We start from the raw sequence: 15,151 nt of genomic DNA, 5'->3' as shown, positions 1-15,151 counted from the left end.
CTGGTCAAGCGTCAAGCCCCCGTCAGTCAAGGGGAAGTCAACCATTCGTCAGGCTTCCCCCGCTCTATTCCCCATTCTCATCTATCGTGACCCCCTATACGGGCCGTTTTGGCTTGCCCGTGCCTGCCGTCCGGGCCTCCCGCGGCCGAGCCCTGCCATTGCGTCGTTTCCGGTCCGCATGCCGCCTGTCGGACTGTCTGCTTTTTCCCTTCAGCGGTTTCCGCTTCCCGGTCGATATCCGGGAGCCGGAAGCCGGGCGCGCCTGTACGGTCAGCCGAAGGGCATGCCGGAGCGAGGGGGCCCGGCAGGAGCGGGGTGGCCGTCCTCCCGGCCGCTGCCGGGCCAGCCAGCTCTGTATTTTGCCGTTGCCGGCGGGCCGTCCTGTGGCTGCAACAGTCGCTCTCCATCCCGTTGCGCTGTTGCTGCAGTCCGCATTGCAACGGGGATTCTTTACCATATCTGTAATGGCAGAGAAATATATTGTATTTGACCGGACGTGAAAGGGTGCGAATCCTATTTTGCCGATAGGCTTCAGGGCGCGTCGTGGCGGCCGTCGCAGACCTGTATCTTTGATATAATTTATTGTTATTGCTAAATATTTTATGATCGTATGACGTTCCCCTTTTCAAAATTCGTGTTGACACGGACTGTTTTATACTGTACAAACCGCATATAGATTAAGTAGACCTTTTTTGTCTGAATAATCTGCGCGCAGCGGAGCAAATGGCTATGGAAGAAGGTCTGAATCGTTCCTATCTTCCGGAAATGCTGTATGAACTGTACAGCACGCTCACCGGTGGGGAACATGAGGAAGACATGATGCGCGCGTGCGTCCCGGCCCAGGAGGAAAGCACGGCGGACCACTGGCTCATGACCAGGGAACTGGACTATGAGTCCCGTGTGTTCCTGTTGGTGGCTGCGGCTTACGCGCTTCGCTGCATGAACAACAATTCCTACAAATGTGCCATCTTCATGCGCGGCGCGGCGGAGGCACTTCTGCAGGACAAGAAGATCGCACGGGCGAGAGGCGCGGCCTGACCGGGCAGCGGCTCTCGTGCGTTCTAGGGTTGAAGGGGCACAGCTTTGCACCAGACAGGGGGGCTTCCCTCCTGCCGCCCTGCCTTTCAGCTTCCCGCTCTCCTCCGGTCCTGCCGGTGGGGCAAGGGGCTCCCTCCTTTCTCCCGCTTGCGGACCGCGCGGGGCCGACGGGCTTCCCGCACGGGTCAGAGGGATGCTGGAAAGCGTGCGCACCGGACAAGGGGCGCACTGCAACGTGCAGGCTGCACATCAACGCACTTTTTCAGGTACAACGAAAGGAATGTTATGAACCACAAAGCAACACGCCCGGCAGCAGGACTTGTCATCCTGTCCTTTCTTGCGCTTTCCCTTCCGTTCACGCAGACCGCTGCCTTCGGAGAGGAAAGGATCCCCATCACCGTCCCTGTAGTGGAAAAATACTCCATGCCGCAGGTCTTCTTCTCGCATGACCGCCATGTGGAAGTCCTCGGCGAAGCCGGCAAGGACTGCTCCGCCTGCCATGTGGAAAACGATGAGGGCATGTCGGAGCGTTTCCTCAATGTGGAAAAAGTCGCTGCTGGTGACCAGGTCGCCTATATGCATGCGTCCTGTACCGAGTGCCATGTCCTGATGAAGCGGGGCCCTCGCCTGGTGGAATGCCGTCTCTGCCACAGCGCGTCCAATGCCGCCTCCCAACCGGCTGCTGCCAAGTAGCCGTATTTCCGATCTTCGAGCCATCATAGGAGGCAGTTTCAAATGATTGATTTCATTTCAGGTCCCCTGTTCATCTTTTCCTTGCTGGTTTTCGTTGCCGGCCTGCTTTTCAAAGCCGTGCTTTACGTCCGCGGCCTTGACGCGAAGCTGGAACGCGTAGCTTACTCCGCCCACCCCGAACGCTCCATCCCCGGTATCCTGGCCTCCATTTTCAAATGGCTGGTCCCCGGCGGGACGCAGGGCTGGCGTACGCAACCCATGGCCACTGTGGCCTTTTTCCTGCTCCACTTCGGGGCGGTGCTGCTGCCGCTCTTCCTGCTGGGGCACACCGTCCTGCTTGAGGACGCCCTGGGCATCTCCCTGCCCAGCCTGCCCGGCGCCCTGGCTGACCTGCTCGCCATCATGAGCCTCATCGGTCTGGCTCTGCTGGTGCTGCGCCGCCTGCGCGTGCCCGCCGTGCGTCACCTGACGACCTCTGCGGACTGGCTGGTGCTGGTGCTGACCATCCTGCCCTTCCTCACCGGCGTCATCGCCCGTTTCGCTTCGGAATCCTCCTACTCCACCTGGATCATCCTGCATGTCCTGAGCGGTGAACTGTTCCTCATCCTGGCTCCTTTCACCAAGCTCTCCCATATCGTCCTCTTCTTCATGTCCCGTGCCCAGCTGGGCATGGACTACGCGATCAAGCGCGGTGGACGCAGCCGCGGTGGCGTATTCCCTTGGTAGGATGATCTGACGACGTTTGCGAATCTGAAAGGAGAATCATAATGGAAGAAATGCTCTGCACTCCTACGCCTGTCACGACCGCCGAAGGTATCCGTGCCTTGCTGGCTGACAAGGGGGGGAGGCAATACTATAGCCAGATGAAAGAAATGCGCGTGGACCAGGAAGCCCTGGCCCGCGACCTTGAGGAAACCTGCAAGTCCCGCACCCGCACCTGGCTCGAGATGTGCGCCCACTGCGGCATGTGCGCCGACAGCTGTTTCTTCTACAAGGCCAACAACAACGACCCCATGCAGATCCCCTCGTACAAGATCCAGTCCACCCTGGGCGAGCTGCTCAAACGCAAGGGCAAGGTCGACGCCGAGTTCATGATGCACTGCATGGACGTGGCCTGGGGCCAGTGCACCTGCTGCAACCGCTGCGGCATGTACTGCCCGCACGGTATCGACACGGGCGTCATGTTCAGCTACCTGCGCGGCGTCCTGTTCAAGCAGGGCTTCATCCCGTGGGAAATGAAGATCGGTTCCGGCATGCACCGCGTCTACGGCGCCCAGATGGACGTCACCCAGGAGGACTGGGTGGATACCTGCGAATGGATGGCGGAAGAAGCCCAGGAAGAATGGCCCGATCTGGAGATCCCCATCGACAAGGAAGACGCGGACATCATGTACATCCTCAATGCCCGCGAAGTGAAGCACTACCCCAACGACATCGCCGAAGCCGCCGTCCTCTTCCATGTGGCCGGTGAAAACTGGACGGTGCCCAGCGAAGGCTGGGAAAACACCTCCCTGACCATGTTCGCCGGTGACTGGGAAGGCTGCAAGCAGAACGTCCAGCGCATCTACGGCGCCGTCAAGCGCCTGCGTCCCAAGATGGTGGTGGGTACCGAATGCGGTCACGCCCACCGCGCCACCGTGGTGGAAGGCCCCTACTGGGGCGGTCAGGAAAACGGCGATCCGCCGGTGCCCTTCGTCCACTATGTGGAATGGGTGGCCTATGCCCTGCGCAACGGCAAGCTGAAGATCGACCCCACCAAGAAGATCAAGGTGCCCTGTACGCTCCAGGATGCCTGCAACTATGTGCGCAACGACGGCCTCGGCCGCTACACCCGCGAGATCATGGGCTACATCGCGGAAGACTTCCGCGAAATGGCCCCCAACAACGAGCACAACTTCTGCTGCGGTGGCGGTGGCGGTCTCAACGGTATCGGCCTGTACCGCGAACAGCGCAACATCGGCCTGAAGAACAAGCTCGAGCAGATCAGGGCCACGGGCGCCCAGCTGGTGGTGAGCCCCTGCCACAACTGCTGGGACGCCATCCGCGACATGATGGAAGTTTACGAAGAACACAACATCAAGTGGTCCTTCCTCAAGCCGCTGCTCATCGAGATGCTGGAGATCCCGCCTCACATCAAGCATAACGCCTAGCGCAAGACCGTGGGAACACGGTAAGCCCGACGGGCATGCGGATCATCGTCCTTTCCGCATGCCCGTCTTTTTTGCTCCAACGGCCCCGCGTGGCGTAGCAGTGACATCTCCGTCCTGTCGTCATGGGGGCTTTTTCGCGCCCGGTCTTTTTCGCGCCGAGTGTTGTGCGCGGTTGTGCCGGACGAACAGGCTGCGGCCGGGCAGAGCGGACGAACGGTTGCGGCGGAGGGGATGGACTGCGGCCGGGCGGAGCGGATGATAGACGGTGCCATCGTGTGCGCCGGCCCGGGATGGTGGGGCGGCCTCCAGTCATCCGCGCCGTGTCCGCCGTGTGCAGTACCGGACGGAAGGGGAGGTGCGGCCCCGCCGGTTTTGTGAAATATGGCGCAACAGAAGATCACAAAAAATCCTACAAAAAATCTCCGGGCTGGAGTACACTGCTGCCAAAATGGACGACCAGAGCTTATGAGCGCCTTCACCTGCCGGCGGAGCGGACAGCGGGGCGGGCGCTGCGGGGGAATGCCATGAGACTGTCAGCCAAGACACGTTACGCGACCAGGATCCTTTACTATCTTGTAAAGAATAAACCGAGTGGACCTGTGTCTTCCAACATCATATCGACGCAGACGGGAATCAGTTCGCAATTTGTGGAACAGATCATGCGCCAGCTGCGCCTGGCCGGTATCACGGGCAGCATCAGGGGCGCACGGGGCGGGCATGTGCTGCTGCAGCCGCCCGACAAGCTGACGTTCGGCTGCATCATGCGCCTCATGGAAGGCGGCATCGAGCTCGGCTGCTCCCGCGACAGGAAAGCCGAATCCTGCGCCCAGCTGGATGACTGCGAGGTACACAAGGCTTGGCTCAGCCTGCAGGGCAGCCTGGATTCCGTCCTGGAATCCATGAGCCTCAACGACATCCTGAAATATGAGGAGATACTGGAGCAGCACAACAGCCAGGTCCGCGGCGGTCTTTCCTGAGGGACGGCTGCGTGTCGCCGGCAGGGGCAGCCTGACGACGCTGCCGACCGTCCCGCGCGGCTTCTCGCCGCTCTGCCGGAGGGAGGAGGTGCCCGCGGAGCGCCTGACGGCTGATGGGGAGGGCGTCCCGGCAGGACAAAGGACGCTTCGCACGCTTCCCGCCGCAAGGCCGTCTTGGGCCGGTCCGCATGCCACAGGCCATGCAGGCCCGCCACGGCAGCCGGCTTGGCCAGTCTCCACGGCAGCCGGCTCATGACAGGCGAACCATGACAGGCATTCGCCACCATGCCGCGCATGGCACAGCGCACACCAGGTGCAGGCCCGCGATGCATCTTGGACGCGCCTGGCAGGCGCTTTCCACGCAGCCTGCGCTCTCCGTCCCGTTCCCGACACTCTTCGCCTGTCTTCCGTCCGATCTTCGTCCGCTCTCCCGCCGTCCGGCAGGCACCGGGGCTGTGCCCGGCGCTGACCATGCGCTGCCGGAGCATCAGGCTCGCGCCGTTCTCCTTCCTCCTCCATGCGGCCACCGCATGTGACGCATTTTTCTTTTTCTCCTGTGCCAGGGGCGAAAAAAGAGGCGCATTTTATTTCATAGTGAATTTATAATAAAAGTAACACACTGTGAGAATTTATGATTTTTATTCTGATTTGTTTAATCATAATTAAAACAAATTTTATCCGCGATTTTTTGTTAAAAAATGTTTCAAAAAAATTTTTTCCAAGAAATTTCTTGTGTTACAAAAAAATCACATAAAAAATTTTATGAAAAAAATTTCACATAGTCCTTTTTTAATTGAGTAAATATCCAAACTTCTGTAATCCTGTTCATAGTGTTAGCAGTCCCTCAGTGAACCTTATGCAGTAATCTTCAATGAAGCGAGGAGGCCATGGCACTTTTCACGCGTGAGGAGGCGCTGGAATATCACCAGTTGCCCCGCCCGGGGAAACTGGAGGTCATTCCGGTCAAACCCTGCAACAATCAGAAAGACCTCTCCCTGGCCTATTCGCCCGGAGTCGCCGCCGCCTGCCTGGCCATCAAGGACGATCCCCGGCTGGTGGCCCGGTACACCGGCCGCGCCAACCTGGTCGCCGTGGTCAGCAACGGCACCGCCGTGCTGGGCCTGGGGAACATCGGTCCGCTGGCCGGCAAGCCTGTCATGGAAGGCAAGGGCGTGCTCTTCAAGACCTTCGCCGACGTCGATGTCTATGACATCGACCTTGCCACCACCGACAGCGACGAACTCATCAACGTGGTCAAATGTCTGGAGCCCACCTTCGGCGGCATCAACCTGGAAGATATCAAGGCTCCCGAATGCTTCTACATCGAAGAACGCCTCAAGGCCGAGATGGGTATCCCCGTCTTCCATGACGACCAGCACGGCACGGCCATCATCTCCGGCGCGGCCCTGTACAATGCCTGCCAGCTCACCGGCCGCAAGATCGGGGACTGCAAGGTCATCATCGTGGGCGCCGGCGCCGCCGGCATCGCCTGCGCGCGCTTCTATGTACTCATGGGCGTGCGCAGGGAAAACATCTTCATGTTCGACTCGCGCGGCCTCATCCACAAGGGCAGGGCGGGGCTCAATGCCTACAAGGAAGAATTCGCCCAGGCGGAGGACGCCGGCGATCTGGCCGCCTGTATGAAGGGGGCCGACGTCTTCCTGGGCCTGTCCACCAAGGACCTCGTGAGCCAGGACATGGTGCGCTCCATGAACCCGCGGCCCATCATCTTCGCCATGGCCAACCCCGATCCCGAGATCAGCTACGAAGACGCCAAGGCCGCCGTTCCCGAGGCCATCATGGGCACGGGCCGTTCCGACTATCCCAACCAGATCAACAACGTCTCGGGCTTCCCCTACATCTTCCGCGGCGCGCTCGACGTGGGCGCCACCGACATCAACGAGGCCATGAAGCTGGCTGCCGCCCGGGCGCTGGCCGACCTGGCCCGCGAGGAAGTCCCGCAGTCCGTCCTGGATGCCTACGGGGTGGACCATTTGTCGTTCAGCCCCGGCTACATCATCCCCAAGCCTCTGGATCCGCGCATCCTGACCACCGTCACTCCCGCCGTGGCCAGGGCCGCCATGGAAAGCGGCGTGGCCACGCGCCCCATCGCCGATCTGGAAGCCTACGCGGCCGGTCTGCGCGCCCGCATGGACGCCACCCAGGCGCGCGTGCGCAGCTATGTGCAGCAGCTGCACCAGAGATAAACAGCCCCTCCGGCATCTGCCGGTGTCATTTACTCACGAGGACCCCATATGAAACGACTCTTTCTCCTGCTGGTGATCTTGGTAGCGGTGTCGTGTTGTCTTCCTCAGGATCTTCTGGCCGCCGCTCCGTCGAGCATCAAGCTGCCCGAAGACCCCACCAAGGCCTACATCACCCTGGGTATCCTTGGTGTGGCGGCCGTCATGTTCTTCACGGAGATCGTGCCCCTGCCCATCACGGCCCTGCTCGTTCCCATTGGTCTTTCGCTGACGGGCGTCATCACCTCCAAGGTGGCCTTCAGTTACTTCGGCGACCCCACCGTGGTGCTCTTCATGGCCATGTTCATCGTGGGCGAAGGTACGTTCGTCACCGGTTTTGCCGACAAAGTGGGGCAGATGGCCGTGGCCCTGTCCAAGGGCAGCCCGGTCAAGCTGCTCTTCTTCGCCATGCTGGCCGTGGGCCTGCTCTCCACGGTCCTGTCCAACACTGGTACCACGGCCGTGGCCGTGCCCATGATCCTCGGCATGTGCCTTTCCGCCAAGCTGGCTCCCGGCAAGGTCCTGATGCCCGTGGCCTTCGCCTCCTCCCTGGGCGGTACCGTGACCCTGGTGGGCACGCCTCCCAACGGCATCATCAACTCCATGCTGGAGCAGATGAACGTCCAGCCCTTCGGCTTCTTCGAATTCGGTCTCATCGGTGTCCCGCTGCTGGTGGTGGGTCTGGCCTACTATGCCTTCCTGGGCTATCGCTTCCTGCCTGAAGGCCGCCAGATGAGCGACGACCTCATAACCGAACAGAGGCCCCGCCGTACGGAAAAGATGTGGACCTCCGTGGGCATCTTCGCCTTCGTGGTCATCATGATGGCCAGTGAATACATCCCCCTGACCACAGCCGCTGTGCTTGGCGCCTGCCTGATGGTCATCACCCGCTGCATGACCATGCGCGAAGCCTTCCGCAGCGTGGACTGGACCACCATCTTCCTGTTCGCCGGCATGCTCTCCATGTCGGCCGCCATGTCCAAGTCCGGCGCGGCCGCCATCGTGGCCCATGCCGTGGTCTCCCAGGTCTCCGAACCCTGGATGCTGATGCTGGTCTGCTGCGCCCTCACCGCCATCGTGACCAACTTCATGTCCAACACGGCCACCGCCGCCCTCATGGCGCCCCTGGCCCTGCCCATCGCCACGGCGTCCGGCGTGTCGCCCCTGCCCATCGTCATGGGCATCGCCATGTCCGCCTCCGCCTGCTTCCTGACCCCCATCGCCACCCCGCCCAACACCATCGTGCTGGGCCCCGGCAAGTACAGCTTCCTCGATTATGTGAAGGCCGGCTGGCCGCTGCAGCTCATCACCCTCATCATGTGCTGGCTGCTGATCCCGCTGATCTGGCCCTTCTATCCCTAGGCCGTCCCATCACATCACTATGACGAGGTGAAACATCATGCGAGAAGTTTCCGTTGAGGCCATCAGCGCGGCTGTGGCGGCCCTGGCCGTAAAGGCCTGCTGCCATCTGCCGGCCGATGTCCGGGAGGCCTTCCGGCAACGGCTGGAGAGCGAACCTTCGCCTGTGGGGCGCAATATCCTGGAACAGTTGCTGGAAAACGCGGACATCGCCGCCCAGGGCGACATCCCCATCTGTCAGGACACCGGCCTGGCCGTGGTCTTCGCCGATGTGGGCCAGGACGTGCACATCACGGGCGGCGATTTTGAGGCCGCCATCCACGAAGGCGTGCGCCGGGGCTATGTGGACGGCTACCTGCGCAAGTCCTGCGTGGCCGAGCCCCTGTTCGACCGCCGCAATACCGGCGACAACACCCCCGCCGTCATCCATACCCGCATCGTGCCCGGTGACGGCCTGACCCTGCGCCTGGCGCCCAAGGGCGCCGGCTCCGAAAACAAGAGCGTGGTCAGGATGCTGGTGCCCGCCGACGGCATCGAAGGCGTGCGCAAGGTGGTGCTGGACGCCGTGCTGGCGGCCGGTCCCAATTCCTGTCCGCCCATGGTGGTGGGCGTGGGCCTGGGCGGCACCATGGAAGTGGCCGCCCTCTGCGCCAAGCGCGCCGCGGCCCGCGATCTGGAAAGCCGCAACCCCGATCCCCGTTACGCGGCCTTTGAGGACGAGCTGCTGGAGCTCATCAACCGTACGGGCATCGGTCCCCAGGGGCTGGGCGGCGAGACCACGGCCCTCAAGGTGCATGTGGAGTGGGCCCCCACCCACATCGCCTCCCTGCCGGTGGCGGTCAACATCAACTGTCACGCGGCGCGCCACGCCGAAGTGCGTCTGTAGGAGCCTGCCATGTCCGACAGTATGAAGCGCATCCGCGCCCCCTTCGACGAGGCTACGGCCCGTTCCCTGCGTGCCGGGGACAGGGTCCTCATCACGGGCACCATCATCGCCGCCCGTGACGCGGCCCACAAGCGTCTGGTGGAGACCCTGGCACGGGGCGAGCAGCTGCCTGTGGACCTCAACGGCGCCGTCGTTTATTATGTGGGACCCAGCCCGGCCAAGCCCGGGCAGGCCATCGGCGCGGCCGGGCCCACCACCTCCGGCCGTATGGATGCCTATACCCCCACTCTGCTGGATCAGGGCCTGCGGGGCATGATCGGCAAGGGCTACCGCAAGCCCGAAGTGGTGGAAGCCATGAAGAAGCACGGCGTGCCCTATCTGGCGGCCGTGGGCGGTGCCGGGGCGCTGATCTCGCGCAGCGTCCGCAAGTACACGGTGCTGGCCTATGAGGAACTGGGGCCTGAAGCCGTGGCCGCGCTGGAAGTGGAAGACTTCCCGGCCATCGTGGTCATCGACAGTACCGGCGACAACTATTACGAAACCGGACAGGCTCCGTACAGGAAGCTGTAGTCCCCAATCTGGCTTCTGAGAGGAGCCATTGCTTAGGAGGCAACATGGCAGAGAGAGATTATCCGGATCCCGGACGCAACCGCCTGGATTTCTGGCAAGCCGCATCCGGTGCCATCCTGGCACTGTTCGTCTGTATCCATCTGGTGCTGGAGGGCACCGTCATCCTGACCCCCTCCCTGACCAATGGCATCGCCTGGCTGCTGGAAGCCCTGTGGGTGGCGCAGATTTCGGCCCCCATCCTTCTGCTGCTGGTGGCGGTCCATTTTTACATCGCCGCCCGCAAAATGCCCTTCCGCGCCGGTGAACTGCAGCTTTTCGTGCGTCACAGCCGCGCCCTGCGCGAGCAGGACACCTGGTTGTGGCTGGTACAGGTGCTGACGGCCATCATCATCCTGATGGGCGCGTTCTATCATGTCTACACCGTCATGACCGACCTGCCCATCTCCGCGGCCCGCAGCGCCGCGCGTCTGCATCAGGGCTGGCTGCTGTTCTATGTGTTCTTCCTGCCCAGCGTCATCCTGCACACGGGCATCGGCATCTACCGCCTGGCCGTCAAGTACGGTTTCTGCACGCGCGCCAATCGCGCCCTGTGGCGCAAGCGCATCATGATCGGGATGGCCGCCTACGCGGTGATGGGTTTCCTGGCGCTGGTCCGGGTGTGGTTTCTTGCCTAGGTAGGAGGGAATATGCGCGTTTATCAGACTGATGTTTTGTGCATGGGCGCCGGCCTGGCCGGCGAACGTGTGGCTGTTGAAGCGGCCCAGGCCGGTTTCAGCGTGATCTGCCTCAGTGTTGTTCCCCCCAGACGTTCGCATTCGTCCGCGGCCATGGGCGGCATGCAGGCGGCCCTGGGCAACTCCATCATGGGCGACGGGGACTGCCCGGAGATCCATTTCAACGATACCGTCAAGGGCTCCGACTGGGGCTGCGACCAGGAAGTGGCCCGCCTCTTTGCCGAGACCGCGCCCATCGCCATGCGCGAGATGGCCTTCTTCGGTGTGCCCTGGAGCCGCGTGGTGCCCGGCGAGCACACCTACTACAAGGGCGGCAAGCCCTTCAAGGCCACGGAAAAAGCCGAGAACCGCGGCCTGATCCACTCCCGCGCCTTCGGCGGCACGGCCAAGTGGCGTACCTGCTACACCTCGGACGGCACCGGCCATGCGGTGCTCTTCACCTTGGACAACCGTCTGCTGCAGCTGGGCGTCACCGTGCATGACAGGACCCAGGCCGAAGCCCTCATCCATGACGGCCAGACCTGCATGGGCTGCATCGCGCGCGACCTGCGCACCGGCGAGCTGGTGGCCTATCTGGCCAAGGCGACCCTCATCGCCACCGGCGGTTACGGCCGCATCTACCGCGCCACCACCAATGCCGTGATCTGCGACGGCGGCGGCCAGATCACCGCTCTGGACACCGGCGTGGTGCCCCTGGGCAACATGGAGGCCGTACAGTTCCATCCCACCGGCACGGTGCCCACGGACATCCTGGTGACCGAAGGCTGCCGCGGCGACGGCGGCACCCTGCTGGACGTCAACGAATACCGCTTCATGCCCGACTACGAGCCGGAAAAGGCCGAGCTGGCCTCGCGCGACGTGGTGTCGCGCCGCATGACCGAACACATGCGCAAGGGCTTCGGCGTGCCCAGCCCCTACGGCGAGCACCTGTGGCTGGACATCCGCCACCTGGGCGAAAAGCACATCACCACCAACCTGCGTGAAGTCTACGACATCTCCACCAACTTCCTGGGCGTGAACCCCATCCACCAGCTCATCCCCGTGCGTCCCACCCATCACTACAGCATGGGCGGCGTGCGCACCAACAAGGACGGCGCGGCCTACGGCCTCAAGGGCCTGTTCTCCGCCGGCGAGGCCGCCTGCTGGGACCTGCACGGCTTCAACCGTCTGGGCGGCAACTCCCTGGCCGAGACCGTGGTGGCCGGCCGCATCGTGGGCCAGAAGCTGGTGGAATTCCTGCAGGGCTACGAGACCACCTTCTCCACCGCCGCCGTGCGCGACTGCGGTCTGGCGGTCCAGAGCCGCATCGACGCCCTCTACAAGGGCACGGGCGACGACTGCTACACCCTGCGCAACGAGATGCAGGACGTGATGATGGAGCATGTGGGCATCTTCCGCAACGGCAAGGATCTGGAAGCCGGCGTGGTCAAGCTGCAGGAACTGATGGAACGCGCCAAGAAGATGCGCCTCAAGGGCGGCAAGTTCGCCGGCCCCCATGCCGAGATGTCCATGGCGCTGCGCGTGCCCGGCATGCTCAAGCTGGCCCTGTGCACCGCCTACGGCGCGCTCATGCGCACCGAGAGCCGCGGCGCCCATGCCCGCGAGGATTACCCCGAACGCAACGACCGCGACTGGCTGGTGCGCACCCTTGCCTACTGGAAGGAAGGCGCCGACCTGCCGACCCTCGAATATGAAAAGGCGACGCCGTTCTACATCCTGCCTCCTGGTGACCGCGGATACGGCGGCGGCAAGATCATCCCTTCCGAGGTGGCAGAGGATGAAGTTATTTCCTTTCAGGACAAGGCGTAAGGGAGACTGTTATGGGACGTACACTGACTTTGGAGATCTTTCGCTACAACCCGAGTGATCCCCTCTCCACCCCCCACATGCAGCGTTACGCGCTGGAAGAACACCCCAGCATGACGCTCTTCATCGCACTGAACCAGATCCGCGAGACCCAGGATCCCACCCTGCAGTTCGACTTCTGCTGCCGCGCGGGCATCTGCGGTTCCTGCGGCATGGTCATCAACGGCCGTCCCGGTCTTGCCTGCCATACCCAGACCAGCGACCTGCCGGACTTCATCACGCTCCACCCCCTGCCGGTGTTCAAGCTGCTGGGCGACCTTTCCGTCGATACCGGCACCTGGTTCCGCTCCGTGGGCAAAAAGATCGAGTCCTGGATCCACACCAGCAAGACCTTCGATCCCAACGCCCAGGAAGAGCGCATGGAAAACGATCTGGCCACCCAGATCTTCGAGCTGGACCGCTGCATCGAATGCGGCTGCTGCGTGGCCGCCTGCGGCACGGCCCTGATGCGCAAGGACTTCATCGGCGCCACGTCCATCAACCGGCTGGCCCGTTTCTATCTGGACCCGCGCGACGAGCGCACCGCCCAGGACTTCTATGACCTCATCGGCGACGACAACGGGGTCTTCGGCTGCATGGGCCTGCTGGCGTGCGAAGACATCTGTCCCAAGAAGATCCCCCTGCAGGACCAGCTGGGGATCATGCGGCGCATGGTGAGCGTGGAATCCGTGCGCGGCTGGCTGCCCGAAAAGTTGCGCAAGAAGCTGGTGAACGCTTGCGGCTGCGGCGGGCATCATGCCAAATAGGGAGAGCGGCCGGGGCCGCCAGCTGCACGGGCCCCGGCGCAGCGTCCTCATGTAACTGCCGGGCCCTTCCCGCACGTTTTTTCAGGAGGTTCGACCATGCTTATCAAGCATTGCATGCAGTCCAAAGTCGTTTCCATCTCGCCGGACACCTCGCTGCTCAAATGCAAGAGCCTGTTCCGCGAGTATGGCGTCAGTCGTCTCCCTGTGGTGGACACGGACAACTATGTGGTGGGCATCATCTCCAATACGGACATCAAGGAATTCTCGCCCCAGAACACCACCGGGCTTGAAGTCCTGGAGCTGCTCGACATGCTCGCCGAGACGCCCGCCAAGCAGATCATGGTGGTCAAGCCCAAGACCATCAACATCAACAACACGGTGGAAAACGCCGCCCTGCTGATGGAGGAGTATTCCGTGGGCTGCCTGCCTGTGGTGGATGATGATGAAAAACTGGCGGGCATCATCACGGACTGGGACGTCTTCAAGATGTTCATCAACATCACGGGCACCCGCGAACAGGGCATCCAGATGAGCTTCGTGCTGGAGCACAAGCCCGGCACCCTGCGCGCCAAGCTGGACAAGCTCAAGGAATACGGCGCCCGCATCATCACCGTGCTGTCCAACGTCACGGACGACGGCATGCGCGACGTGACCCTGCGTTTCCGCGCTCCTGATGCCGCTTCGGAAGCCAAGCTCATCGAGGAGCTTTCCGCTGACGGCAGCGTGGTCTACTGGGGCCGCGGCGACGAGATCCACATGATGAACGACAAATAACGCGCATCGCTCCCGATGCGGACCGCCGGCATGGCAGACGGGCATGTCCTGTCGCCATGCCGGCATTGTTATTATGGGCTTCAGCCTGTTGAGCGCCTGACAGGCGCGAAACGAAAAACCAGGCTGATTCGATGCTTTTGTCCGACGCATCCTCCGGCCGGGCCGCCATCTTCCTTGTATCGCGGCGGTGCTTCCCTGGGCGGCAGCGCCCGCGGCAGGTGCCCCCGGCGCCCGCAGCGGCCGTTCCGCAGGCGCATGCCGGGAGGACGGGCGTTTGCCGTGCGCGGCCATGTACGCGGGCAGGGGGCCCGCACGGGCCGTATGACCATACGGCCAAGGGGATGTCCGGCACTGCCGCCCAGCGGCCCCTGCGTCCGCAAAGGCCGTGCCACCATACGAACAAGGGGATGTCCGTCAGGACATCCCCTTTCCCGTGTCTGCCTGGGCAGCATCCGCGGCGCGCGTGGCCGCCAGTGTGGGAGTGCGGCCGTGCCGCCGTCAGGCTAGGCGTTGTCGCCCGCCAGGCGCTTTTCCCTGCGGGCCTGCTGGGCCCGCTGGACGTTGCGCCGCATCTTGGCTTCGAAATTTTTGGACATCAGTTTCTGCTCGGACGGGTAGCCGCAGAGATATTTGTATTCTTCCACATTGATGCCGTGACTGGCCAGGTGGCGCGAGGTCAGGGAGCAGGCCGCCTTGCCGCACAGGCAGCAGGTGATGGTGTTGTCGGTGATGGCCCCGGCGGGATCGCAGACCAGATCCTGCTTGCTGAAGACCTTTTTCTTGACCGGGGCCGGCTGCTTTTCTTCCACCACGGTCTGCGCCTCCGCTGCGGGCGACGCGACGTCCGCTGCGCTGTCAGCCTCTGTACTCGCCTGTGCGGGCTGCTGGTTCAGGCGACGTTCAATGGCCATATTCAGAAGCTTGGCCTTTTCGTATTGCTCCATGATGAACTCGATGGGCTGGTCACTGTGCTTTTGAAAAATCGCGTTGAAGATATCCTTGTCTTCCAGAGCCATGATTACCCTCCTTTTGTCATATGCCGAAGAAACGATAGCCGAGGAAGGCATGTATTTCAAGAAATAAATAGGGTTTCTCTCTGTACTCTTGTTCTATAT

General features: G+C 62.4%; 14 protein-coding genes. 13 read left to right on the top strand and 1 reads right to left on the bottom strand.

Features of this window, described 5'->3' with window-relative positions; genetic code table 11:
• Positions 1–723 precede the first annotated feature (723 nt).
• The 13 genes from Q1X76_RS06130 (at position 724) to Q1X76_RS06070 (ending at position 14,036) form a co-directional block, all read left to right on the top strand.
• Complete coding sequence (locus tag Q1X76_RS06130; RefSeq protein ID WP_300718747.1) at positions 724–1,038, top strand: hypothetical protein; 315 nt, start codon at positions 724–726, stop codon at positions 1,036–1,038.
• A gap of 285 nt (positions 1,039–1,323) precedes the next feature.
• Positions 1,324–1,731, top strand: coding sequence for a cytochrome c3 family protein (locus Q1X76_RS06125; protein ID WP_300718746.1), 408 nt, complete (start codon positions 1,324–1,326; stop codon positions 1,729–1,731).
• Between the two features lie 42 nt (positions 1,732–1,773).
• The gene (hmcE, locus tag Q1X76_RS06120) at positions 1,774–2,457 is read left to right on the top strand and encodes a sulfate respiration complex protein HmcE (protein ID WP_300718745.1); all 684 of its coding nucleotides are present in this window, start codon (positions 1,774–1,776) and stop codon (positions 2,455–2,457) included.
• A 41-nt stretch (positions 2,458–2,498) separates the two neighbouring features.
• Complete coding sequence (hmcF, locus tag Q1X76_RS06115) at positions 2,499–3,881, top strand: sulfate respiration complex iron-sulfur protein HmcF (protein ID WP_300718744.1); 1,383 nt, start codon at positions 2,499–2,501, stop codon at positions 3,879–3,881.
• Positions 3,882–4,003: 122 nt separating this feature from the next.
• The gene (locus Q1X76_RS10100; RefSeq protein WP_366140987.1) at positions 4,004–4,858 is read left to right on the top strand and encodes an Rrf2 family transcriptional regulator; all 855 of its coding nucleotides are present in this window, start codon (positions 4,004–4,006) and stop codon (positions 4,856–4,858) included.
• Between the two features lie 887 nt (positions 4,859–5,745).
• Positions 5,746–7,065 (top strand): malic enzyme-like NAD(P)-binding protein, encoded by a 1,320-nt coding sequence (locus Q1X76_RS06105; protein WP_300718742.1) that lies wholly within the window; start codon positions 5,746–5,748, stop codon positions 7,063–7,065.
• Between the two features lie 48 nt (positions 7,066–7,113).
• The gene (locus Q1X76_RS06100; RefSeq protein ID WP_300718741.1) at positions 7,114–8,463 is read left to right on the top strand and encodes an SLC13 family permease; all 1,350 of its coding nucleotides are present in this window, start codon (positions 7,114–7,116) and stop codon (positions 8,461–8,463) included.
• Positions 8,464–8,500: 37 nt separating this feature from the next.
• Positions 8,501–9,346: a fumarate hydratase gene (locus Q1X76_RS06095; protein WP_300718740.1), complete on the top strand. Its 846-nt coding sequence runs from the start codon at positions 8,501–8,503 to the stop codon at positions 9,344–9,346.
• A 9-nt stretch (positions 9,347–9,355) separates the two neighbouring features.
• On the top strand, positions 9,356–9,916 hold the full coding sequence (locus Q1X76_RS06090; protein ID WP_300718739.1) for a Fe-S-containing hydro-lyase: 561 nt from the start codon (positions 9,356–9,358) through the stop codon (positions 9,914–9,916).
• Between the two features lie 44 nt (positions 9,917–9,960).
• On the top strand, positions 9,961–10,590 hold the full coding sequence (locus tag Q1X76_RS06085) for a succinate dehydrogenase/fumarate reductase transmembrane subunit (RefSeq protein WP_300718738.1): 630 nt from the start codon (positions 9,961–9,963) through the stop codon (positions 10,588–10,590).
• 12 nt (positions 10,591–10,602) lie between these two features.
• Positions 10,603–12,459, top strand: coding sequence for a fumarate reductase flavoprotein subunit (locus Q1X76_RS06080; protein ID WP_300718737.1), 1,857 nt, complete (start codon positions 10,603–10,605; stop codon positions 12,457–12,459).
• An 11-nt stretch (positions 12,460–12,470) separates the two neighbouring features.
• On the top strand, positions 12,471–13,262 hold the full coding sequence (locus Q1X76_RS06075) for a fumarate reductase iron-sulfur subunit (protein ID WP_300718736.1): 792 nt from the start codon (positions 12,471–12,473) through the stop codon (positions 13,260–13,262).
• A 96-nt stretch (positions 13,263–13,358) separates the two neighbouring features.
• The gene (locus Q1X76_RS06070) at positions 13,359–14,036 is read left to right on the top strand and encodes a CBS and ACT domain-containing protein (protein WP_300718735.1); all 678 of its coding nucleotides are present in this window, start codon (positions 13,359–13,361) and stop codon (positions 14,034–14,036) included.
• 503 nt (positions 14,037–14,539) lie between these two features.
• Here Q1X76_RS06070 and Q1X76_RS06065 read toward each other — a convergent pair.
• Positions 14,540–15,052 carry a MucR family transcriptional regulator gene (locus Q1X76_RS06065; RefSeq protein WP_300718734.1) on the bottom strand — a complete coding sequence of 171 codons (513 nt, stop codon included), beginning with the start codon at positions 15,050–15,052 and terminating at the stop codon, positions 14,540–14,542.
• Positions 15,053–15,151: the final 99 nt, after the last annotated feature.

Origin of the sequence: uncultured Desulfovibrio sp. (assembly GCF_949282365.1) — a bacterium.
GTDB lineage: Bacteria > Desulfobacterota > Desulfovibrionia > Desulfovibrionales > Desulfovibrionaceae > Desulfovibrio.
The sequence above is the reverse complement of the archived record's forward strand: the minus strand, read 5'-3'. Positions and strand labels throughout refer to the sequence as shown.